At 59.4% G+C, this 22,857-nt stretch carries 17 protein-coding genes; 14 read left to right on the top strand and 3 right to left on the bottom strand.

Annotation, left to right across the window (positions count from 1 at the left end):
• Nucleotides 1-135 precede the first annotated feature (135 nt).
• Complete coding sequence (locus tag Mal15_RS17505; protein ID WP_147868953.1) at nucleotides 136-447, top strand: Dabb family protein; 312 nt, start codon at nucleotides 136-138, stop codon at nucleotides 445-447.
• Here Mal15_RS17505 and Mal15_RS17500 read toward each other — a convergent pair.
• Nucleotides 444-1,703 carry a glycosyltransferase family 4 protein gene (locus tag Mal15_RS17500; protein WP_147868952.1) on the bottom strand — a complete coding sequence of 420 codons (1,260 nt, stop codon included), beginning with the start codon at nucleotides 1,701-1,703 and terminating at the stop codon, nucleotides 444-446. The genes Mal15_RS17505 and Mal15_RS17500 overlap by 4 nt on opposite strands.
• Nucleotides 1,704-1,988: 285 nt before the next feature.
• On the opposite strand from Mal15_RS17500, the gene leuB reads away from it, so the two are divergent.
• The 4 genes from leuB (at nucleotide 1,989) to Mal15_RS17480 (ending at nucleotide 6,018) form a co-directional block, all read left to right on the top strand.
• Entirely contained in the window at nucleotides 1,989-3,062 is a 1,074-nt protein-coding gene (gene leuB, locus Mal15_RS17495; RefSeq protein WP_147868951.1) for a 3-isopropylmalate dehydrogenase, read from the top strand.
• Between the two features lie 38 nt (nucleotides 3,063-3,100).
• Complete coding sequence (locus tag Mal15_RS17490) at nucleotides 3,101-4,141, top strand: phosphatidate cytidylyltransferase (protein WP_233902855.1); 1,041 nt, start codon at nucleotides 3,101-3,103, stop codon at nucleotides 4,139-4,141.
• Nucleotides 4,141-4,920: a TatD family hydrolase gene (locus Mal15_RS17485; protein WP_147868950.1), complete on the top strand. Its 780-nt coding sequence runs from the start codon at nucleotides 4,141-4,143 to the stop codon at nucleotides 4,918-4,920. The genes Mal15_RS17490 and Mal15_RS17485 overlap by 1 nt, the downstream gene beginning before the upstream one ends.
• Nucleotides 4,921-5,139: 219 nt before the next feature.
• Nucleotides 5,140-6,018, top strand: a complete 879-nt coding sequence (locus Mal15_RS17480) for a LysR family transcriptional regulator (RefSeq protein WP_147868949.1) — start codon at nucleotides 5,140-5,142, stop codon at nucleotides 6,016-6,018.
• 190 nt (nucleotides 6,019-6,208) lie between these two features.
• On the opposite strand, the gene Mal15_RS17475 is transcribed toward Mal15_RS17480, so the two are convergent.
• Entirely contained in the window at nucleotides 6,209-6,913 is a 705-nt protein-coding gene (locus Mal15_RS17475; RefSeq protein WP_147868948.1) for a hypothetical protein, read from the bottom strand.
• Nucleotides 6,914-7,032: 119 nt separating this feature from the next.
• Here Mal15_RS17475 and Mal15_RS17470 point away from each other — a divergent pair, with 119 nt between their 5' ends.
• Entirely contained in the window at nucleotides 7,033-7,449 is a 417-nt protein-coding gene (locus Mal15_RS17470) for a VOC family protein (protein ID WP_147868947.1), read from the top strand.
• Between the two features lies 1 nt (nucleotide 7,450).
• On the opposite strand, the gene Mal15_RS17465 is transcribed toward Mal15_RS17470, so the two are convergent.
• Nucleotides 7,451-8,437: an SDR family oxidoreductase gene (locus tag Mal15_RS17465; RefSeq protein WP_147868946.1), complete on the bottom strand. Its 987-nt coding sequence runs from the start codon at nucleotides 8,435-8,437 to the stop codon at nucleotides 7,451-7,453.
• 575 nt (nucleotides 8,438-9,012) lie between these two features.
• Here Mal15_RS17465 and Mal15_RS17460 point away from each other — a divergent pair.
• The 8 genes from Mal15_RS17460 (at nucleotide 9,013) to Mal15_RS17425 (ending at nucleotide 22,857) form a co-directional block, all read left to right on the top strand.
• Entirely contained in the window at nucleotides 9,013-11,637 is a 2,625-nt protein-coding gene (locus Mal15_RS17460) for a polysaccharide biosynthesis tyrosine autokinase (protein WP_147868945.1), read from the top strand.
• A gap of 66 nt (nucleotides 11,638-11,703) precedes the next feature.
• On the top strand, nucleotides 11,704-13,575 hold the full coding sequence (gene xrtU / locus Mal15_RS17455; RefSeq protein ID WP_147868944.1) for an exosortase U: 1,872 nt from the start codon (nucleotides 11,704-11,706) through the stop codon (nucleotides 13,573-13,575).
• 1 nt (nucleotide 13,576) lies between these two features.
• Nucleotides 13,577-15,127, top strand: a complete 1,551-nt coding sequence (locus tag Mal15_RS17450) for a tetratricopeptide repeat protein (protein WP_147868943.1) — start codon at nucleotides 13,577-13,579, stop codon at nucleotides 15,125-15,127.
• Between the two features lie 268 nt (nucleotides 15,128-15,395).
• On the top strand, nucleotides 15,396-15,785 hold the full coding sequence (locus tag Mal15_RS17445; protein WP_147868942.1) for a hypothetical protein: 390 nt from the start codon (nucleotides 15,396-15,398) through the stop codon (nucleotides 15,783-15,785).
• A gap of 328 nt (nucleotides 15,786-16,113) precedes the next feature.
• Nucleotides 16,114-17,709 (top strand): citramalate synthase, encoded by a 1,596-nt coding sequence (cimA, locus tag Mal15_RS17440; protein WP_147868941.1) that lies wholly within the window; start codon nucleotides 16,114-16,116, stop codon nucleotides 17,707-17,709.
• An 8-nt stretch (nucleotides 17,710-17,717) separates the two neighbouring features.
• A complete protein-coding gene (locus Mal15_RS17435; protein WP_147868940.1) occupies nucleotides 17,718-20,816 on the top strand; it encodes a valine--tRNA ligase in 3,099 nt (1,032 codons plus the stop codon).
• Nucleotides 20,813-21,157, top strand: coding sequence for a hypothetical protein (locus Mal15_RS17430; protein WP_147868939.1), 345 nt, complete (start codon nucleotides 20,813-20,815; stop codon nucleotides 21,155-21,157). Before Mal15_RS17435 ends, Mal15_RS17430 begins: the two co-directional genes overlap by 4 nt.
• A 398-nt stretch (nucleotides 21,158-21,555) precedes the next feature.
• On the top strand, nucleotides 21,556-22,857 hold the full coding sequence (locus Mal15_RS17425) for a DUF1501 domain-containing protein (protein WP_147868938.1): 1,302 nt from the start codon (nucleotides 21,556-21,558) through the stop codon (nucleotides 22,855-22,857).

Genomic DNA, 22,857 nt, shown 5'->3' with positions numbered 1-22,857 from the left:
AAGGCTCGCGGAAAGACAGCGGGCGAGGTAATTTACCGCGTTCCTTCGGGGGCTCGCCACGGGGCGCGGTTTGGTTAGGATACGTGGCGCTGACGCATTCCCGAATTTCCCTTTGAATCCGCGCAAGGTTTTTCCATGGCACGGCTCGCCCACCACGTTTTTTTCACGCTCAAAGACAACAGCCCCGCAGCGGTCGACAGCTTGGTCGCTGACTGCCAGAAATACCTGGACGACCATGACGGCGTGGTAGGGTTTTCCGTCGGTCGCCGCGACACCGACCTGGACCGGGCGGTGAACGTCAAATTCGACGTCTCGCTGCACGTGATCTTCCGTGACCGCGCGACGCACGACGTCTATCAAACGGCACCGCGGCACCTGGAATTCATCGAGCGTCAGAAAGAGAACTGGGCGACGGTCCAGGTCTGTGACAGCCTGCTGGAAGATTAGCGGATCGTCGGGATCGTATTGGCCAGCACCTTTCGATAGACGTCGGCGGTGCGGCTGGCCATCGCGATGTCGGAAAACGCTTCCCCGTGACGTTCGATCGCGGCGTTGGACATTTGTTGCCAGTCGTGCACGCCCGAGATCAGTTCGTCCAGTTTTCCGGCCAAGCTCTCGGCATCGCCCGGTTCGGCCAGCAATCCCTGGGCGCCGTCGGTCACCGCTTCGGGGGTCCCCTCGACGCGTGTCGCGACCACCGGTAAACCCGCGGCCATGGCTTCCAAGACGACCATCGGCAGCCCTTCCCCGTACAGACTCGGTAGCACCATCGCATCCAGCTTGGCCAGTTCCGCGGGAACGTTCTCGGTGAATCCGACTCGCTCGATCAGTCCCGTGATCTGCAGCTGTGCGATCAGGTCCTCGATCGATTCCTTGTAGGCTTCCGTTTCGAACGGGCCGATGATCCGCAGTCGAACGTCGTGGCGGTCCCGCAACTTTGCCACCGCTTCCAACGCCACCTCCAGACCCTTTCTCGGTCGCATCAAGGCGACCATCCCCAGTACCCAGCGACCGCCGACCATCGGCGTCCTCGTTCTTTCGGGACAAATGGCGGGCACGCCGTTGTGAACCACCGAGACATCCTCCTCGCGGCAACCTCGACGAATGCAATCCAGCCGCAAACTCTCTGAAACGGTAATCAGATGGTTGCATCCGCGCAGCGAGAGTTTCTCGACTGCCGCGTTGAGATGGTTCGTCAGCGGTTTGGACGAATCGCGAGCGGCGGGGCTGTGGACGTGGTAAATCCAGGGCAGTCCGGTTAAACGCGAGGCGAGCGAGGCGATCATCGCCGTTCGTGGTGTGTGCGCGTGCAACAGGTCATAGTGGTTTCGTCGGGCCAGCTGACGAATCTTCCAGGCGGCGCGGACGTCAAAGCGGTTCTTCATTTCGGTGCGGTAACAGCCCCCCCAGGCCCCGCCGTGATCGGCCAGAGTTTTCGCAAACAGCCCCGGTTTGACGCAGGCGAAGTCGGCCTGGACCGAATATCGCGGCAAGCACCGCCCGAGGTGTGACTGGACGCGTTCGGCGCCCGCGAAATGTTCCCCGTTAACGACGTGCAACACGCGAACGGTCGAGATCGGGAGTGGTGCTCCACCCTGATTCGCAAACTCGTCCTCCGGCGCGGTGGCCTGTGGATGGAGGACGATCGGAGTCGGGGCGTAGGGCCCGATGTCGCTCGATCTGCCGAGGTTTCCAGCTTGCATGATGTCGTCGGGGGCCTATTGAACGAAACAGTTCTCAGCCCGTTGATTGAATCAACAGGCCGTTCAACAAGTTGCGTCGCGATTGCCCCCCGCCACGGGCAATTCGTCCCGCCGCGTGGGAACCCGCACCAAGCCGAGTTCTGGCGGGAACGAAATTGCGGCTAAATCCGGTCATTCGGCCACTCGATTCGTCCGCAGCGCCTCTGGGGAAAAGGGAAGGATTCGGCTACAGTACGCGTTTCCTTCGCATCCCGATCATTCCTCCCCCTTACCAGCTCAGTTACCTTGAAAGCTTCCATCGTTCTATTGCCCGGTGATGGCATCGGCCCCGAAATCACGCAGCAAGCCAAACGTGTGCTCGAAGCGATCGGTGATCGTTTCGGCCACGAATTCACGTTTCAATCGCAGTTGATCGGGGGAATCGCGATCGACGAAACCGGTGATCCGCTGCCGGAGGCGACTATTCAAGCGTGCCGGGATTCGGATGCGATTCTGTTGGGTGCCGTCGGCGGCCCCAAATGGGACGACCCGTCGGCGAAAACGCGTCCAGAGGCGGGTTTGCTGAAGATCCGCAAGGAACTGGGGCTGTTCGCCAATTTGCGGCCGATCAAATTGTTCAACCAGCTGATCGATGCTTCACCGCTCCGCCGCGAGATCATCGAAGGCACCGACATCCTGTTTTTGCGTGAATTGACCGGCGGAATCTACTTCGGCGAATCGAGCAGGACCGGATCCGGGCCCGATGAAACCGCCAGTCAAGCGATGGTATACAGTGTTCGTGAAGTCGAACGCATTGTCCGACTGGCGGCACAGGCGGCCAAGGGTCGCGGCAACCGATTGACCAGCGTCGACAAGGCCAACGTGTTGGAGCCGAGTCGGTTGTGGCGTCAAACCGCCGCCCGGGTGATGGCCGAAGAGTTTCCCGAGGTGCAGTACGACGTCGTGCTGGTCGATGCGATGGCGATGCACTTGATCAATCGCCCGTCTGATTTTGACGTCGTGGTGACGGGCAACATGTTCGGCGACATCCTGACCGACGAAGCGTCGATGTTGCCGGGGTCGTTGGGCATGCTGCCCAGCGCGTCGTTGGGCAGTGGCGGCCCGGGGTTGTATGAACCGATCCACGGGTCGGCTCCGGACATCGCCGGCAAAGGCATCGCCAATCCGTTGGCGACGATTCTTGCCGCCGCGATGTTGCTGCGTCATTCGTTGAACGCGGAAACCGAAGCCGCGGCGATCGAAAAAGCGGTCGCCGACGTGTTGGCCGCCGGACTGCGAACCGCCGACATCGCCCGCGGCGGTCCGTCCGTCAGCACCGATGCGATGGGGGATGCGGTCGTCGATCAAATCAAGCAGTGATTGGTTTGCGATGACATCGCAGTGAATCGGGAACCCTGATGAACGACACTCTTCTTCGACCAGAGATAGGGATGCTGGCGAGCACCGTCTGGTTGTCCACGCGGGCAATGATTCTCGTTGCCGTGATCCTGTCCGCACTGGGGATCGCGTCACTGGTGGGGTTCCTGCTGTCGCGCCGTGAAACGATGGGCGTCGATTCGGCGCTCGTCCGGCGCTACAACCAGAAACTGCGCGTCTGGTGGTTGATGACGGCGATCTTCGTGTTCGGTTTTCTGTTGCAGCGAATCGGAGTCGTCGTGCTGTTCGGATTCGTGTCGTTTTGGGCGTTGCGTGAATTCATCACGATGACTCCGACGCGGCGCGGTGATCACCGCACCTTGTTTTGGGTGTTCTTTGTGTTCACGCCGCTGCAGTACATCTTGATCGCCCTGGGCAGCCATCCGCCCAGCTATGTGCCGCAGAACGACTACTACGGCCTGTACAGCATTATGATCCCGGTGTACGCCAGCCTGTTTATTCCGGCCCGCGCCGCGATCGCGGGCGACTACAAACGGTTCCTGGAACGTAGTGCCAAGATCCAAGCCGGGTTGCTGATCTGTGTCTATGCGCTCAGCTACGCGCCGGCACTGTTGGATCTGCAACTGGTGCGAACCGGCGGCGAACCCTGGCGTGGCAGCAACGTCAGCGTGTTGATCTTTTTAGTCGTGATCGCGCAGCTGGCGGCGGTTCTGGAACGCGGCTGGAGCAAGTTGGCCGGGCGCCACGTCATCGCCGAAAAAATCAACGGGTCACGAACGTGGGAAGGCGTGCTGGGGTCGATGGTGACCACGGGATTGATTGCGGCCGCACTGTCGTGGGCGACCCCGTTTTACCCTTGGGAGGCCGGCGTGCTGGCCGCCGTCGTGACCACCATGGCCTGCGGTGGGGCAATGACGATGAGCGCGATCAAACGTGACCGCGGCGTCACCGACACGGGGACACTGGTCCAGGGTCACGCGGGCGTGCTCGACCAGATCGACAACATTTGTTTCGCGGCACCGGTTTTCTATCACTTGACTCGCTATTTCTTTTCCGCCTGATGACGCTGCGATTATTCGACACCCACGCGCACTTGAACGTCGATGCGTTTGCCGACGAATTGGATCAGACCGTTGACCGCGCGCGGCAGGCCGGCGTGGAAGCGATCATGGTGATCGGAATCGATGTCGCGACCAGCCGACGCGCCTGTGATCTGGCCGCCCAGTACCCGGGCTATCTGTACGCCGCGGTCGGCATTCAACCGAATTCGGCCGCCGAAGCCGACGTCGACGATTTCGCCATCATCGAAGCGTTGGCCGGATACCCCGGTGTCCGCGCGATCGGCGAGACGGGATTGGATTGCTATTGGGACGACACTCCGATCGAACTGCAACACGTCTACTTCGACCGGCACATGCAACTTTGTCGCCAGACCGCGTTGCCGATGGTGATTCACATGCGGGAAAGCGGCGAATTGATCGTCGATCAATTGAAACGGCAAAGCAGCGTTCCGCCGGGCATCATGCACTCCTTCACCGGCGATTGGCAGTGCGCCGAAACGTGCTTGGACCTCGGATTGCACATCAGCTTTGCCGGGATGGTGACGTTCAAAAAAAGCGACGCATTGCGAGCGGTGGCAAAGCGGGTTCCCACGGATCGGTTGTTGGTCGAAACCGACTCGCCCTATCTGAGCCCCGAACCGTTTCGCGGAAAGCGTCCCAACGAACCGGCCCGCGTCGAGCATACGCTGCGCTGTCTGGCCGAAGTCCGCGGCGTGTCTCCCGAGTCGCTCGCCGAAACCACCACCGAGAACGCCCGGAAGTTGTTTCAGTTGCCATAGCACAGTTGCCATAGCACAGTTGCCATAGCATCGTGCGTTGCATGGATCGACGCGCCAAAAGCGGAAACTCGCTCGCTTGGGGCCGGTTGATTTACAAGCTCGCAGCGCAAGCAAGTGACGCAGCTGATCCACTCGCATGCGCTTCGGGCTAGTATCGTCCCGTTCATTCATCGAGAATGACTCAATCAACAGGGCACTTCTCGACGGGATTCCTGCACCATGGAACTGGACCAACTTCGCTATTTCTTGCAGGTCGCTTGCGACGGCAACTTCACTCGGGCGGCCGAGCACCTGGGCATTTCTCAGCCCGCACTCAGCCGATCGATCGGACGCCTGGAGGAGGAACTCGGTCAACCGGTGTTCGAACGCCAGGCCCGCTGTGTCGCGCTGACCGATGCCGGCCGGTTGCTGCAGGGGCGCGCCAAAGAAGTGTTGGTGATCTTGGAAGACACGTTGGCGGAGATCGTCGACGATGGACGCTCCGGACGCATACGTGTCGGGGCCATCCCGACGATTGCCCCGTTCTTTTTGCCCGAATTGCTCCGCCGGTTCGCGACGGATTATCCCGATGCCACCGTGGTGGTCCAAGAGCAAACGACCGATGCGTTGTTGAAAGACTGTGCCGATGGCAAGGTTGACTTGGCAATCCTGGCGTTGCCGATCGAGGCAAAGTATTTGGAGATCGAAACGCTGTTGGACGAGGAACTGATGTTAGTGTTGCCGCCGGATCACGAACTGGTGTCCAAACCATCGATCGTGCTCTCTGACATCGAACAGATTCCCTTCGTCTTGCTCGGCGAAGCGCATTGTTTGTCCGACAATATCGTCTCGTTTTGCAAACAGCAATCCTTTCATCCGGTGTCGGTCGAACGCACCAGCCAGATGGCGACGGTCCAAGAGCTCGTTTCACTTTCGCATGGGATTTCCATGATCCCGATGATGGCCCGCCGCTTGGATCAATCCGACCGCCGGGTCTATCGTTCGCTCAGCGGTGTCCGACCGACACGCACCATCGTCGCCGTCTGGAATCCCTATCGGTATCAAAGCCGTCTGTTGGAATCGTTTCGCCAAACCCTGCGGGCGTATGCATCAAGTTAAGACAAAAGCCACCCTGGCAGAAAGGGTTGCTTTAGGAGTTCGGCGAATTGCGTCTTAACCTGGTGCCTATCGGGACGAGCCTGGGAGGAGGGCGTTGTTGCGAACTCCACGTCTTTCGTCGGTGCATCGTCGGCGTGAATCACACCGCGAACCACCTTCTGGCGAAGGCAGCTACGTTTCAGCAGCCGGCCTATGAGTTCGACTTCGATTCCGCATCGGCGGCGTCTTCGTAACTCGCTTCGCCCTCGTAGTCCGCTTCGTCGTCATACGATTCCTCCTCGGCGGCTTGCTGCTTTGCGATGCGTTCTTTGTCGCGTTCCAGGAAGTCGCCGGTGACCTGTTCTTCGCTCAGGTTTGCTTCGGCGAATTGCATCAATTGGCCCATCGGCTCACGTTCGTATTTGAAGTCGTCCATCACGAACTTCATTTTCTTGCCGTCGACTTCGTAGTGGATTTTGGCGATCCCCTTGGCTTCCCATTTTCGTTTATCGATTTTCGAGATCGCATCGATCGGCACCTCCTGGCCTTTGCTGTTGCGGATCAACGTCTGATCGCCTTCGACCCAGGTGCCTTGGCCGGACATGAACATCAACAACGCCGGGATTCCGAACAGCATGCACAGCACGACCATCATGAATTGGCTGCCGATGTCGTGGCGAACGTCATCGGCGGTCTTGGCCGGCGTAATCGTCGGCCATCCGTTTTCGCCGGCAAGCTCTTTCCAGGCGTCGCGGCGGTTCTCCTCTGGCAGACTCTCGTAGGCTTCGGCGATCGTCAGCTTCTTCGGATAGCCGATCAGCCCGTCGTACAGGCACCAACCTGCAAATGCCGTGCAACCCAGAAAGACGTACAGGAATTTGCGAAAAAACGGTTGGTGAACGTCTGCACGAATCATCAAATCGGTACCGGTGGGCGTGAAGCGGGCGTGTCGGATCCATTATGATTGAGAAAGATCGATCGAATAGCTCCTTCTGGTTCGATCGGCGGATCAAAGCATAACAAAAGAGACTTCGAATGACGGATACACCGCTTTTCAATCGACTGGACCATATCGCAATCGTGGTGCGAGACACCGACCATGCGTTGGCGTTTTATCGTGACCAGCTGGGGTTGCCCGTCGTGTTGAGCGAGGAAATCCCCAGCGGCAACGTGCGATTGACGCATTTGGACATGGGCAACGTTCATCTGCAACTGGTCCAGCCGTTGACTGACGATCACCCGCTGAATGCCCATTTGGCCCAGCACGGCGAAGGGTTGCACCACCTGTGTTTCCAAACCAACGACGTCGCCGAGTCGTTGGCCGAATTGCCGACGCGGGGCATGCGGGCGAAGTCCGAGACGCCGCACGACGCGCCCCGCGGGCGCAAGGCCGGTTTCATCGACCCGGAAACGACCCGCGGCGTGGTGTGGGAAATGACCGGCCCGATGTAGTTCAGCAAATCGTTCGATAGTAGTCGACGCTTTGCTCCAAGCCGGTTTTCATGTCGACGTCGGGTTCGAAGTGCAGCTTCGTTCGGGCTTGGGTGATATCGGCCAGCGAGTCCTTGACGTCTCCCAGTCGAGGCGGATCGTGAATCGGCTGGATGTCCTGGCCCAGGATCTTGCGGAGCATCGTCAGCAATTCCAGCAGCGTCGTGCGTTGGCCTTGTCCGATGTTGAAGACCCCGCCGTTGACGCCGGGCATGGTCGCGGCCAACAGATTGGCCTTGGCGACATCGCGGACGAAGATAAAGTCGCGAGATTGCGATCCATCGCCGTAGATCACCGGGCGTTGCCCCGACAAGATCATCGAAACGAATCGGGGGATCACGGCGCTGTATTCACTTTGCGGATCCTGCCGTGGGCCGAAGACGTTGAAGTAACGCAGGATCACGGTTTCGATCGTCGCGGTTCGCGAAAACGATTGCATGTACGCTTCGGCGGCCAACTTGGACGCCGCGTAAGGAGACAGCGGGGCGGGGGTGTCTTCTTCGCGTTTGCTGACGTAGGGAGAATCCCCGTAGGCGGCGCTGGTGCTGGCCAGGACCATGCGGCGGACGCCGGCGGACTCGGCCGCCGCCAGCAAATTGATGGTGCTCGTCGCGCACCAAGCGTGGCACCGTGCCGGTTCGCGCATCGAGCGGGGGACGCTGGCCATTGCTGCGTGATGAAAAATGGCATCGCAACCCGCCACCGCCTTTTCCGTCACCTCCGCATTCGCCGCGTCGCCGCGGATGATCTCGACCCCGGGATGGTCGCTTAGGTGCTGCAAGTTGGATTCGTACCCGGTACTGAAGTTGTCCAGAACACGGACCGAGGCCTTTTGGCTGAGCAGGGCATCGACCAAGTGCGAACCGATGAATCCGGCCCCTCCGGTGACCAGACAGGTCGTACCGGCTAGAGGATGCGCGTTGTCGGGAAGCGTGATGGGATCGAACATGAAGAAAACTTTATTTCGTCGGGTGTATCAAAATAGCGGCGCATCGGGTGGATCTTGTGGCCGCGAGCGACGGCAAAGAACTCTTGCGCAAAAAAGCTCCGGGGCGTCCAGAATTTACGGAACCATCCAGATTTCCTAAAGTCAGACGAGTGTTTATTCCAGCGGGGCAGGTGTCCGAAAACCGCCAACATTCTGTCGATGACGCGGATTCTTCCGACCAGGGAACGTTTTTGGGGCCATCGATTTGCGAAATCGCTATGGACGGAATCGGATGAGGGTTAAACTACATTGGCACGGTTTCCCGGTAGGTGTTGAGCAAGATCTCCATCGATCGGCCTTCGGGAAAACGCGTTTTCCCTGACAATTGCCCCACTGGCGTTTGAGCCGTTGATTCGACATGTTGCCTTGCGGCGCTGTCGGTTTTCCCCCATCGTGACAGATTCGGTCAACGGATCCTTGTTTATAACCTGCTCCGCGACCAGACTGCTCGCGCACGGCCCACACGCACGATTTGGCCGACATGCTTGATTTGTCGGTGCTCCCCACGCTCTGCCGAAACAGATTCACGCCCCACGATGATTGCAGAACAAACTTCGACACCAACTTCCCAACGACGCAGCCGCCAGATCGCGGCGACGGGGTCGACGCAACCGCTGGACGTCCTCGGAGCGCTTTGGCGCTATCGATGGGCGGTCATTTTGCCGGCCTTCCTGTTCGGGGTGGTCGGCTTTTTGGTTTACCTGCGGACCCCGGAAACCTTTCGCAGCAGCACGCGGTTGATGGTCGAATCGAATCGTCCGCCGATCTTTGACGCGTTGACCGGCGAAGTCGTCGGCGGCGTCCCGGACATCGAAGTCTTGCAGGCCCAATTGTTCAGCGACACCGTCGCGACGATGGCCTTCAACGATCCCGACATGGCCCCCCATCGGGAGTTCTATGGCAACAGCATCGAACGGTTCATCGTCGAAGTCCAAGAGCAACTGGAACTTGAACCAGAAGTCACCGACGTCAAAACCGCCCAGTCGCTGATCACGCTGCTGCACTTTGACAGCGGCAGCACCGAACAGTGTGAAGCGGCGATCAAAGCCTACAGCAAGGCGCTCCAGGAATACTACGACCAACGGCATCAAACCGCCCAGGCCGATCTGACACGATTGATCAACGTCGCCATGACGTCGATCGGCCCCAAGCTGTCTCAATTGGAACAACGCTACAGCGAATTCCGTCGCGACGCGCCGCTGACCTGGGACGCCGACGGTCGGGCCCAGAACCCGCACCGCGAGCAACAACAATTTCTGACGAAACGACGCTCGTCTCAATACGAGGAATTGCGTCGCGAACAGGAAGTGCTCAAGTCGATGGAGGAGGTCGCCAAGCAAACCAAGGACCCGCGGATCGCGCTCAACGTGATGAGCCAGTTGCTGGGAGTCAAAGTCAGCGCCGTGGGCGACGCTCGTGAGCCGGACCCGTTGATCGGTGACAGTCTGCTCGCGGAAATCGATTTGGAAAAGAAACTGCTGCCGCTGATCGTTGCCAAGAATCAAAACGTGTCTCAGTTCGGGCCGTCACACCCGACCGTCAAAGCCCTCGACCAAGAACTGGAAACCACCCGCGAAGAGCTGTTGCGGTTGGTGCGAGAGCAGGCCGATCGGATCACCAAGCTGCGACGAGAATGGTTCGAAGACCTGGGGGATCCCGTCGAACGGGCCAAGGAAACCGTTCAAGCGGTGGTGTATTCGCACCGCGCCAAGGTGGCGATGTTGGAAGGGTTCATCAAAGAGTTGGACGAACAGATCGCAACCGAGAAAGTGGCGGCCGCCGAAATCTCGCGCTTCGAACTCGAAAACGAAGCCATGATTCGCGAGATGGAACAGTACCGTCAGCTGATGCAACAGCTCGAAGAAAACTTGGGCAAGGCAAAGCTGTCCGACGACGAGAGCGTGACACAGGTGGTCGAGTTGATGAAACCGACCAAAGCCTACCTGGTCGGACCGAGCATCTTGAAACTCGGTGGGCTCGGCACGTTGCTCGGCCTGATGCTCGGTGGCGGATTGGCGCTGCTGTTGGAAAAGAACGCGAACACGTTCCGCGACCCCGAAGAAATCTGCTCGATGCTGGGCGTTGCGATTCTGACGCACATCCCATTCTTCCGCGGCAAGCGACGCAAAACGAAGAAAGGCGAGATCGATCCCTACAAGACGTTGTCGACCGACTTGACCGTCGTGCACCAACCGGCTTCGTCGGCGGCGGAAGCGATCCGCGCGCTCCGGACCAGCGTGTTCTTTGACACCAATAACATCGATGGCGGCAAGGTCATTCAAATCACCAGCCCGCTGCCGGGTGACGGCAAGAGTACGATCGCCTGCAACCTGGCTTGCTCGATCGCACAGAGCGGCAAACGTGTGTTGGCGATCGACTGCGACCTGCGGCGGCCACAACTGACCGACAACTTCGACTGTGACAACAAGTTGGGGCTGACCAACGTGCTCAACGGCGAATGCGAGCCGCTCGATGCCGCCCATGCCACGCCGCTGCCGAAACTTTCGATCATGCCCTGTGGCCCGATCCCCAGCAACCCCGCCGAAGCACTTTCGTTGCCGGTGATGAACGAGTTGCTCGAAGTCCTGAGAGAGCAATACGACTACATCATCTTGGACACGCCGCCGCTGTTGGTCGTCACCGACCCCAGCATCACCGCAAGCATGGCCGACGCTCTGATCTTGACCCTGCGTATCCGTCGCAAGAGCAAGCCGAACGCACGCGAAGCCTTGAACATCCTCAACGGGGTCGGCGCGAACGTCTTGGGTGTGGTGATCAATAACTCCGACGAAGCCAATGCCAGCGATGGTTACCGCGGTTACGGTTATTACAAGTACGGCCGCTACGGAGGATACTACCGACGCAACGGTCAAGCCTCCGGCACCAGTGTGGCCGTGACGTCCAATAATTCCATCCGCGTCTCTCGATCGGCCCCGACGAATCCTGCGGGCGGCCCCAGCGGCAAGGGTGCCGCGTCGGGGGTGAAGAACGGGACTGCTTCGTCCCGGGGGGCGGTGGCCAGCCAAGGACGCCCGTATTCGTCGGGCGGCTCCGGGACACTGCTGGTCGACCCGCCGAGCCAACCGGCCAAGCCGCAATCGGGCGGTGATCCAGGTGGCTCGCAGGGAGCGTCCTCGGTCGAGCCAAAGTTCGACGATTGAAACGCCTCGCCGCGATGAATTGAACCTTAAAGATCCGAACACACACCGATTCCACAGATTGTAAGCATGTCGACCACCGACTCGACTGGTTTGTACACGTCGATGATCGACGGGGCCGAAACGGGTGTCTCTGCGACGAGTTCAGAGATCGAACCCAATCCGAATTGGCGATGGTTTTGGCTCGGGCTCCTGCTGGCCGTTTTGCCATTGCTGGTGCCGTACTTCATCAGCATGTGGGGAAAGCCGACGTATCGCTATTTCCCTTTTGCGATCGCAGCGGTGGCCTGGTTGACCTATGTCCGTAGCGACGGCCATTTCTATCCGCCGCGTGGCTGGCTCAGTTGGGCGGCAATCGGTTTCTCGTTGTTTCTGATCGTGTTCGGGACCGTGCTGCAGTTTCCCTGGTTCGCGGCCGTGGCATTGTCCATCCTGTGTGCGGCGATGCTGTACGCGATGCGTGGACCGGATGACGAGACGCTGCTGGTCGTCGTGTTGCCACTGCTGACGACCGTCCAGCTGATTCGTGCCGACACCTTACTGGTGCTTTGGCTGCAGAACGTAACGACATGGATGTCGAGCGTCTTGTTGGACACGCTGGCGATACCACACGCGGTCACCAACAACGTGATCCAGCTCGCCGACCGAGAGCTGTTTGTGGCCGAAGCGTGCAGCGGCATTCAGTCGGTCTTCACGCTCAGCTTTCTGGCATTTTTGATGATCGCCTGGCGGCGGCGTCGGATTTGGATGGCCCCGCTCTACATCGCGATCGCTTGCGTGCTGGCCATTTTCGCCAATGTGGTCCGAGTCACCGTGGTGGCTCTGGTCGCCAATTCGTATGAATTCGATTTGGCGGTGGGGTGGCCCCACGAGTTGTTGGGCTACATCGCGTTGGCGATGGCCTTCGGTTTTCTGCTTTCTTTCGACTACCTCGTCGCGACACTGCTGCACCGCGTCCCCCAGGAATCCGAATTCAATCCGTTGGTGTCGGCGTGGAATTACCTGTCGTTGCGAGACGCCGAGGAGGGCGCTGGGCGAGGGACGCAGCGGAGCGTCACGGACCTGTTGGACCGGGACAGCCGCAGCGGCGCATCCCGGTGGGCACAGCGACTGGTCGACAATCGGATCGCGCATATCAGTTTTGCCGTTCTCGCAGGCGTGATCTGCCTGGCGTCGCTGGCTCAGGTGGTCCGATCGCGCCGCCCGGCCAACATGGTTGAAAGCGACAAGTCATTGGTCTTTGATCCGCCGTCGGATCTGATCAATGATTCGCTGGATATTTTAACGGTCGTCGGCCATAGGGCGAACCGAGGTTACGAAGAGCCTCGCTTGGGAGCGAATTCCGATGTCTGGGAATGTCGCTGGGACGAGGTGACGGTTCAGTTTGTGTTAAGCCAACCGCACCAGGGTTGGCACGAGCTGTGCAACTGCTACGAGCGGTTGGATTGGGCGTTGCTGGACCGCGACATTCGGTCCCCCGATGAATTCGAAGACTTTGAAATCATCGCAAAGAATCCCGACGCGCTGAGTTCCACCTACGTCGTGGCCCGGTTTAAGCGCGGCCCGACCCAGCACGGCTATTTGATTTTTGCCGGAATCGGCAGCGATGGGACATTGGTCGATGCACCGGACAGCTTGTCTGCGTTCACTCACCGGGTTTGGAACCGAATCGATACGACCGGTGTTTGGGACCAAAACGAAGTCATCATGTTGCAGATGTGGATCACATCGCCGGACAAATTGAAGCCTCGTCAATTGATCGAAATGCAGGAGGAGTTCATCGCAGCGCGCGCCCGCGTCGCCGATGCGATTGTTGAAAATGCTGGACGAAAACTGCCGGCCCAAGCCCTGCGGGGTGATTCTGCGTCGGCCGTGTCCCCGTCGGCCGAGTCTTCGTTGGCGGCGTCCGGGGATGGCGCCACGAAAAAGGAGCTGAAATAAGATGCATTTCCTCAACCCGCTGGCCTGGTTTCGTTGGATGGGCGAATTCGTTCGTTGCTGGTTCCTGGGGATTCCCTGGCGTGATGCCCCCAAAGCGATCCCGGCCATCATCCTGTCACTGGTTTTGTTCACCACCGGATTCATCGCTTTCAGCGGTGGGGCGGGTTGGCGAAATCGCCAATTGGAACGTCAGCTACGCGTCGCGTTGGACCGCGAAGACTTTCCGACCGCGGAGATCGTGATCCGACGGCAATTGGAAGCAGATCCGAGCAACGTGCAGTTGATCCACCGTTTCGCGCTCGTCCGCGAAGCTCAGTCGTTTGAAGAGGAAGCGAAAGTCTTGATGCGGCGTCTGTTGACGCGTCGCCATCTTCCGGCCGCGAAGTGGTTGTTGGAGAACCAGATCATCGGCAAGAAACTGAACGATTTCGAGCCGGAGGAGTTGGACGAGATCGGCACGGTGTTGGAATTGATCACCGAAAGCGAAAACGACAACTTGGGCGTCAAGCGGATGTACGCCGAGTACCTGGTCTATCGCCAGCGTCTCAGTTCGGCGATTCCCGTCTTGATCGAATTGTCCCAGTCCGAGCCGATGCGTGGTTTGCAGGCGGCGGCACTCGCGCGTCAACTGAACGAAATGGATGCAGCCGAGCGTTACGCATCGACTGCTTTGGAGCGCGTCGAAGAGATGCACAAGGATGACCCGACGAATTCGTATTATGCGATGAGCATCGCCCGCAACCAGATCTTCCTGGAACGTCACAGCGATGCGATCCGCACGTTGAAGCGGAGCGTTGATGTGGCCAAAACGCCGGATGAGCGACGCGTGCTGACCCAGGCCCTGGGCGACGCGATCATCGCATACATCACTTACATCGAAAAATCGCCCACCAACACCGTGCAAGAACGACTGCGAGTGCTGCGAATGCTCGACGCGGCGGTCAAGATCGCACCGAACAACCCCCGCGTGGTCACAATGGTTGCCGACCATGTGTTGAGCAATCTGAACGAGAGCGATGCGCAAATCACCAGCGTCCGCGAGGCGTTGATCTCCGGTTCACCGGCCGGAATCGCCCACTTCATCAAAGGCACTGCGGCGTTGATGAAACAGGACCAGCCGATGGCCGAATTGCACCTGGAAAAGGCGGCCGAACAGATGCCGCGCAGTGGCGCGATCCTGAACAATCTGGCCGTCGCGCTGGCGATGAAGGACGAGCCCGAGTACGAGAAAGCGCTGCAGGTTTCCAATGCGGCGATCGACAATGTCCCCACGGCGACCCCACACTTCTTTGAAACGCGGGGCCAGATTCTGTTCCGCATGGGAAGGTTCCGCGACGCCATCAGCGATCTGGAACGCGCCTTGACCGAGCCCAGCTTGGCGTCCAAGGCACATCAGATGCTCGCCGATTGCTATGACAAGGTCGGCGATCAAGACCTGGCGCAAGGGCACCGAGAGGCCGCCGAAAAGCTGGCCGAGGAACAAACCTCCGCCATGGAAACAGGCGGGCAGGGATCGGCCGACCAGCCGGCGGATGATGCCGAAGGCAGGTAAAGCAGCGATCCCGGTAAGCGGCATGTTGATTGAATCGTTTTCGATGAATGAACGGGACGGGAATCGCCCGAAACGCACGCGAGTGGATCTGCTGCGCCCCTTGCTCCCGCTGCGGTCTACTGAGTCAACAAGCCGTTCGCGAGTCGGGCAGGGCCCCGTCCTGCAGGGGGCCGGTTGGCTGCAACGTTTGGGCTGACATTGCGAGCCGAAGCGAGCTAGGATTCTCCCAGGTCAGGCGGCGTTGGTACCCCTTTTTCGAAAGCGATTGATGGCTCGATTTGGCATTGTTTCTGGTCTATTGCTGTGCATCGACACGGCGATCGCCCTGTTCGGATCTCTGAACAAGGCACCGTTGCTGTTTATTCCGATGATGCTGGGGATTCCGATCCTGTTTTTCGGCGTCGTGGCGCTCAACCCGCACCGCCGTCGCCAGGCGTTGGCGACCGCGGCGATTGTCGGGGCACTCGGAGGCGTGATCGGTTGCGGCCAGCTGTTCCACTTCTTTTCCATCTGGCGGGCCCAGGGCGTGGTGAACCTGCACTCGACCCAAATTGTCTCGCTGATGGTCGCGATCTGCATCGTGTTTTCGGTCAGCTACCTGTGGTCGCTCGCGCCGTCGCATCGGCAGCGGGGTCGGCGGTCGGCACCTTCCCCCTGACGGGCCGCCTGGGTGGGTTGTCGCTTGCCGCGATTGACGGATGATACGTGACGCCGTATTCTCTCGATTCCTGGGTGAATCGAGCGATTTCTCTCAATTCGCCCCCCCGATCATTCCATCCACGACGATCACTGTGCAAATTCAATCTGTCATTATTTGCCGCGTCCCTGGCACCGTTTGCCAGCGATGACGCGGGGGAACGAGACCGCTCCTTGGCCCGGCGACGCACCGCCCGGCCGCTGAGTCGTTTCAAGCACAGCCTTTGGAAGAAACTTTTACCCCCGTGGCTTTCCAGCTCCGGGGGTTTTTTCGTACTTGAAAACCAGCCATGACTTCAAAACCGATCCAAATTTACGACACCACGCTGCGGGACGGATCCCAGGGAGAAGGCGTCAGTTTTTCGCTGAACGACAAACTGCAGATCGCGCTGCGATTGGCCGAAACGGGCGTCGATTTTATCGAGGGCGGTTACCCGTTGAGCAACGAAAAAGACGTGGCGTTTTTCGAGGAAATCCGGAAACATGATCTGGGCGACACCCAGGTCTGTGCCTTCGGAATGACCCGCAGACGCGGGATCGACGCGTCCGAAGACCCCGGCATGAAGGCCCTGGTCGCCGCCCAGACCCCGGTGATCACCGTGGTCGGAAAAACCTGGGACTACCACGCCACCGAAGTGTTGCGGGTTTCGTTGGAAGAAAACCTGGCGATGATCGGCGAAAGCGTCCAGTTCCTGGCCGGCAACGCGGCCGTGATCTACGACGCCGAACACTTTTTCGACGGGTACCGGGCCAACCCCGAATATGCCTTGCAAACCCTGCGGGCGGCCGCCAGCGGCGGGGCGACTGTGATGTCGCTTTGTGACACCAACGGCGGATCGCTGCCCGAACAGATCGCCGAAATCACCACCGCCGCGATCGAATCGCTGCGTGACTACCCCGACGTGACCTTCGGCATTCACTGCCACAACGACAGCGAACTGGCGGTCGCCAATTCGCTGGCCGCCGTGGACGTCGGGGCGACCCAGGTGCAAGGCACGATCAACGGCATCGGAGAACGCTGCGGCAACGCCGATCTCATCTCCGTGATGGCCAATCTGGCGCTCAAGAAAAAAGGCTACAGCGTTCTGGGCGGCCGCAGCTTGCAGTCGCTGACCGAGCTGAGTCGGTTCGTCTACGAAACGGCCAACTTGCAGTGGCGCGGCGGGCAGGCGTTTGTCGGTCAAAGCGCGTTCGCACACAAGGGCGGCATGCACGTCCACGCGATCAACAAGGCCGCGTCGACCTATGAGCACATCGATCCGACATTGGTCGGCAACGAGCGACGGATCCTGGTCAGCGAACTGTCCGGTCGCAGCAACATCGTTGCCGTCGCCAACAAGCACAGCATCGAAGACGACCGAGAAACCCAAGACCGAATCCTGGCCGAGGTCGTACGTCTGGAAAACCAAGGGTTCCAATTCGAAAACGCCGGCGGTTCGTTCGACCTGCTGATCAAACGGGTGCTGGGAACCTTTACCCCGCACTTCAGTCCGATCAAGTACCGCGTCGTTGCCGGAGAAACCTCGGCCGACGAAAAGGACGTCTATGCCGAGGCGATTCTGAAGATCCGCGTCGGCGACCAGGACTGTTTCAATGCCGCCGAAGGCCACGGCCCGGTCAACGCGCTCGACACCGCTCTCCGCGAAACCCTGCTGCCGTCCTATCCCCAATTGCGCGACATGCGCCTGGTCGATTACAAGGTGCGTGTGGTCGACAACGGCGCCGGCACCGCGGCCAGCACCCGAGTCAATATCGAAAGTGCCGATCACCACGAATCGTGGGGCACGATCGGAGTCAGCGACAATATCATCGAAGCCAGTTTTCAGGCCCTGATCGATTCTGTCGAATACAAATTGCACAAAGAAAACGTTACACCGGCAACTTAAACATCGTCATGATTCCAAACCGATTTGATCACAGCACGGCGGCAAGCAAGATTGGTGCCCAGTGGGATGAAGCGGGTTGCAACAACGCCGAAATCAATCCCGACAAAAAACCGTACACCATCGTGATCCCGCCGCCGAACGTGACCGGCGCGCTGCACTTGGGACACGGGCTGAACAACACGCTGCAAGACATCCTGATCCGCACCAAGCGGATGCAAGGGTTCGAAACCCTGTGGATGCCGGGCACCGACCATGCGGGAATCGCGACCCAAGCGGTGGTCGAACGGCGGTTGAAGGAACAGGAAAACCTGTCACGCCATGACATCGGACGTGATGCACTGGTCAAGCGGATCTGGGATTGGAAAGACCAATACGAAAAACGGATCTTGGGCCAGCTGAAACGGATGGGATGCAGTTGCGATTGGCGGCGGCTGCGGTTCACGCTGGATCCCATGTGCGGCGCCGCGGTCCGCGCAACGTTCTATGATTTGTTCCACAAGGATTTGATCTACCGCGGCAAACGCCTGGTCAACTGGGACACGTTCCTGCAAACCGCCGTCAGCAACGACGAAGTGGAAAACGTGACCAAGAAAGGGCACTTTTACCACTTCCGCTACCCCGTGATTGATCCCAAGCCGGGCGAACCCGATCACGTGGTGATCGCCACGACCCGCCCGGAAACGATGCTCGGCGATACCGCCGTGGCCGTGCATCCCGATCCCGCCGCGGCGCTCGATAAACTGCAAGCGGAGCTGGAAGAAAGGCTTGCCGCGGCACCCGCAAAAGAAAAACCCGAGCTGCAAAAACAACTCGATGGGTTGGTCGAGCGTCGTCGAACGATGCTGCCCAAACTGGAACAATTGCGGGACATGGCCGCCGACGGACGATGTTTGATGTTGCCGCTGGCCGATCGAAAAATCCCACTGGTGGCCGACGTGTGGGCGAAACCGGAACTGGGGTCCGGATGCGTCAAGATCACGCCGGCGCACGACCCGAATGACTATGAAGTCGGCAAACGCCAGTCGTTGCCGATGCTGAACATCTTGAACCCCGATGGCACGATCAATGGACTGGTTCCGGCCTACGAAGGGTTGACGATCGCCGCAGCGCGAAAGCAAGTGGTCGCCGATTTGGACGAATCCGGCTTGCTGGGCGACATCGAGGATCGCGACATTGAAATGCCGCTGTCGGATCGCAGCAAGACCGCCATCGAACCCTATTTGGCGGATCAATGGTTCGTCAAAATGGATGATCTGGCCCAGTCGGCGATGGATGCCGTCACCGACGATCGCGTCCGCATCTATCCGACCCGCTATCGCAAAGGGTACCTGGATTGGCTGGGCGAAAAACGTGACTGGCCCGTCAGCCGGCAGCTTTGGTGGGGACACCGGATTCCGATCTGGTCGGCGTCCTTTGAGAGTCGGGCGGAAGCTTCCCGTGTCGCCGAACAAGCAGCGGCGCTTGGCGGCGACGATCTGATCGCGACAAAAATCCAGGCCGACGACGAAGACGATGCATCAACATCGTACAGCGTGTTTGTCTGCCTGAGGGATGAAGAGTCGCCGCTGGAAGCCAAGGTCGAAGCGTTGGGGTTGGAACGCGATCCGGATGTTTTGGATACTTGGTTCTCGTCGGCATTGTGGCCCCACAGCACGCTCGGCTGGCCGCAACAGACGAAGGAGTTGGAATACTTTTATCCCACGTCCACGCTTTGCACGTCCCGCGACATCATCACGCTGTGGGTCGCGCGGATGGTGTTGATGGGGCTGAACAACTTGGACGAAATCCCGTTCGACGAAGTCTTCATCCATCCGACGATCCTGGACGGACATGGCGAACGGATGAGCAAGAGCAAGGGGAACGGAGTGGACCCGATCGATGTGATCGACAAGTTCGGTCCCGATTCGCTGCGGTTCGGCTTGGCCCGCTTGGCGACGGAAACCCAAGACGTCCGCATGCCGGTCCAGTACGAATGCCCGCACTGTGAAAAACTGGTCGACCAGACGAAAAAGAATCGCGTCGCGACCACGATCAAGTGCCCCGAGTGCAAGAAATCGTTTTCGACACAGTGGGCTGAATCCGATGCCGACCTGGCGTTTCCCAAAGCCGCCGTCGTCAGCGAGAAGTTCGAAACCAGTCGCAACTTTGTCAACAAGCTGTGGAATGCCGCCCGGTTCGTGTTGATGAATCTGGAAGGCTTCACGCCGCAAACCATTGACGTCGCAACGCTGCCGGTGGAAGACCGTTGGCTGCTCAGCCGACTGGCGACGGTGACCGAGCAGGTGACCGAGGGGATCGACCAGTTCAAATTCGCCGACGTGGCCCGGATCCTGTACGATTTCGCCTGGCACGAATTCTGTAGCTTCTATGTCGAGATCGCCAAGCCACGCTTGGCCGACGAATCACAACGCGCGGTGACTCAAAACGTCATCGCCCATGGTCTCGACACGTTGTTGCGTTTGCTGCATCCGATCATGCCGTTCGTGACCGAATCGATCTGGAGTTACCTGGGCGAATTGGCGCCCGAACGCGGATTGACGCCCACCGCGGTGTCCGCGTTTGTGATGAAAGCCGAGTGGCCTGAGGCAGACCGCGGGCACTTTGATGAAACGATCGAGCGACAATTCGCGGAATTCCAAAGCATTGTCGGAGCGATCCGCCAGATCCGTGCCAGCAGCAACATTCCGCCGCGCGAAACTGTCCCGGTGGCGATCCGCTGCAGCGATTCCAGCCGCAGCTTGCTGGAACCGATGAAGGCCTACTTTGGTGCCCTCGCCGGGGCCGATGTCGTCACGATCGGACCGTCGGCCGAGGCGTTCGAAACCGACGCGCCACTGGCGATCCCGGCCATCGATGTCGAAGTCCACGTTGATCTGGAAAAATTCATTGATGTCGAAGCCGAACTTTCGCGTCTGGAGAAACTGCTCGGTCAGTTGCTCAAGCAAATCACCGGCAAAGAATCGAAGCTGTCCAACGAGAACTTCGTGTCGCGCGCCCCGGCCGAGGTCGTCGAGAAAGAGCGGGCGACTCTGACCGATTTGGTCAATCAACGCAATTCGGTCGAAGGCGATATCAGCAAGCTGAAGGAGAAGGTCTCATCAAATTGAACCACGCCCCCGAGTTTGAATCCGGACATGCCGAACGTGTGGAGTTTGTTCGCCACACGATCCGGGTCGCATTGAAAGACCGGACGTTGAGCCAATCCGGGCACGTCACCGCCGAAGGCGTCTGTCGCGTGCTGCTCGAACTGGCGGTCGACCATTTTGCCGAAGCGGGCAAGGACGAACTGATCGCCTGGGAATTTGGCTCAAGCAAGCAGCTCGGCCAGTTCATTCATCAAATGGCCGAACAGGGGGCGGTCGAACTGGCCGAAAACGACCGACAGGAAGATTTCGACGGTTGGTACGACCTGGAGCAGGCGCCCGAGACCTGGAAACTGCAGTGGTGATCCCCCCGGCGGGGAGGCGAGTTTGACTCTTTTGTGGTTTGCCGCTACCCTGAGCGTGCCTTAGGGGAATTACGTTCACTATCCGGTGGAATTAATTTTTCCGGTTAGATCATTTTCCCGGGTTCATTGAGACGATAGACTCGTTGTCGTTCAGGTTAGTATTCGTTTGTGCAAGCAAGCGAGGATGATGCTGGACACCACACCCACCCCCAGCAGCTCTGCGGCGAAAGAATTCTCCGCGAGAAGCTGTTCCCGCCTACAACCATTTCAGCGAACTCGGATGCACCGATTGTGCTGGAGACGTGACTACGCAAGCCGTGCCGATGGATGCACTGGTTTAGTCCGCTTTCTGGCCGCTGGAATTCACCCCACCCATCACTGATTCACGGAGTCGTTCGATGCGTTGCGAAGGAAACCCATTTAGCCGTCGCGGATTTTTGGCCGCTGGTGCTCTTGGAGGGATCGGCCTGTCATTGCCCGAGTTGCTGATGCGTCAGGCGATGGCCGAGCAAAAGCACTACGATTTTGTCGAGGCGAAAGCCAAGAGTGTGATTCACGTTTATCTGCCCGGGGGAATGGCCCAGCAGGAATCGTTTGACCCCAAACCGTACAGCCCGCTGGAATACCGGGGCGAGATGCGGACGATCAAAACCAACACCGGCGAAGTGTTCGGCGAGTCCGTTCCACAGCTCGCCAAGCGGGCGGACAAGTTCAGCGTGATTCGTTCCATGACACACGGTGAAGCGGCCCATGAGCGGGGGACGCACAACATGTTCACCGGCTACAAGCCCAGCCCGGCGCTGCGTTACCCGTCGTTCGGTGCGGTTGTCAGCCACGAATACGGACCGCGTAACAACCTGCCTCCGTACGTTTGCATTCCCAACGTCCCGAACGAATTCGCCGGCACGGGCTACCTGCCCAGCAGCTACGGCGGGTTTGCTCTCGGGTCCGATCCGGCCCAAAGCGGTTTCAAAGTCCGCGACTTGGATCTGGCCGGCGGCGTAGACGGCGACCGGTTCATGCGTCGCAAAGAGGCTTTGGCGGCGGTCAACAAGCAATTTGTTTCTGCGACGGCGGCCGACAACGTCGGGGCGATGAACACGTTCTACGAGCGTGCTTACAGCTTGCTCGATACCCCGGCGGCCAAAGAGGCGTTTGATATCGACAAAGAAGACGCCAAAATGCGTGACCGATATGGCCGCAACCAAGCCGGCCAGCGTCTGCTGATGGCGCGTCGTCTGGTCGAAGCCGGCACACGTCTGGTGACGCTGACCTACGGCGGTTGGGACATGCACAACAACATCACCAACGGCTTCAAAAGCCAAATGCCCGCTTTGGACACCGCGTTGGCCGCTCTGCTGGATGACCTTAGCGAACGCGGCATGTTGGACGAGACGCTGGTGATGGTCAGCAGCGAATTCGGACGCACGCCGAAGATCAACAACGACGCAGGCCGCGACCACTGGCCCAAGGTGTTCAGCGTGTTGATGGCCGGCGGTGGCATCAAGGGCGGCATGGTCTACGGCGCATCGGACTCGACCGCCGCCGAACCGGAAGACAGCCCTGTTTCGCCGGCCGACTTGGCGACCACCATGTACCGCTTGCTCGGAATCGTCGCCGACAAGGAGTTGATGGCTCCCGGCGACCGACCGATCGAAATCGTCGACGGCGGAAAACTGATCGAGCCGTTGATGGTTTGA

This window comes from Stieleria maiorica, assembly GCF_008035925.1.
Taxonomy (GTDB): domain Bacteria; phylum Planctomycetota; class Planctomycetia; order Pirellulales; family Pirellulaceae; genus Stieleria; species Stieleria maiorica.
The sequence above is the reverse complement of the archived record's forward strand: the minus strand, read 5'-3'. Positions and strand labels throughout refer to the sequence as shown.

Excerpts from the sequence above, each read along its gene's own strand:
- Mal15_RS17505 (WP_147868953.1), top strand. The coding sequence starts at position 136 with ATGGCACGGCTCGCCCACCACGTTTTTTTCACGCTCAAAGACAACAGC.
- Mal15_RS17500 (WP_147868952.1), bottom strand. The coding sequence starts at position 1,703 with ATGCAAGCTGGAAACCTCGGCAGATCGAGCGACATCGGGCCCTACGCC.
- Mal15_RS17490 (WP_233902855.1), top strand. The coding sequence starts at position 3,101 with ATGAACGACACTCTTCTTCGACCAGAGATAGGGATGCTGGCGAGCACC.
- Mal15_RS17485 (WP_147868950.1), top strand. The coding sequence starts at position 4,141 with ATGACGCTGCGATTATTCGACACCCACGCGCACTTGAACGTCGATGCG.
- Mal15_RS17480 (WP_147868949.1), top strand. The coding sequence starts at position 5,140 with ATGGAACTGGACCAACTTCGCTATTTCTTGCAGGTCGCTTGCGACGGC.
- Mal15_RS17475 (WP_147868948.1), bottom strand. The coding sequence starts at position 6,913 with ATGATTCGTGCAGACGTTCACCAACCGTTTTTTCGCAAATTCCTGTAC.
- Mal15_RS17470 (WP_147868947.1), top strand. The coding sequence starts at position 7,033 with ATGACGGATACACCGCTTTTCAATCGACTGGACCATATCGCAATCGTG.
- Mal15_RS17465 (WP_147868946.1), bottom strand. The coding sequence starts at position 8,437 with ATGTTCGATCCCATCACGCTTCCCGACAACGCGCATCCTCTAGCCGGT.
- Mal15_RS17460 (WP_147868945.1), top strand. The coding sequence starts at position 9,013 with ATGATTGCAGAACAAACTTCGACACCAACTTCCCAACGACGCAGCCGC.
- xrtU (WP_147868944.1), top strand. The coding sequence starts at position 11,704 with ATGTCGACCACCGACTCGACTGGTTTGTACACGTCGATGATCGACGGG.
- Mal15_RS17450 (WP_147868943.1), top strand. The coding sequence starts at position 13,577 with ATGCATTTCCTCAACCCGCTGGCCTGGTTTCGTTGGATGGGCGAATTC.
- Mal15_RS17445 (WP_147868942.1), top strand. The coding sequence starts at position 15,396 with ATGGCTCGATTTGGCATTGTTTCTGGTCTATTGCTGTGCATCGACACG.
- cimA (WP_147868941.1), top strand. The coding sequence starts at position 16,114 with ATGACTTCAAAACCGATCCAAATTTACGACACCACGCTGCGGGACGGA.
- Mal15_RS17435 (WP_147868940.1), top strand. The coding sequence starts at position 17,718 with ATGATTCCAAACCGATTTGATCACAGCACGGCGGCAAGCAAGATTGGT.
- Mal15_RS17425 (WP_147868938.1), top strand. The coding sequence starts at position 21,556 with ATGCGTTGCGAAGGAAACCCATTTAGCCGTCGCGGATTTTTGGCCGCT.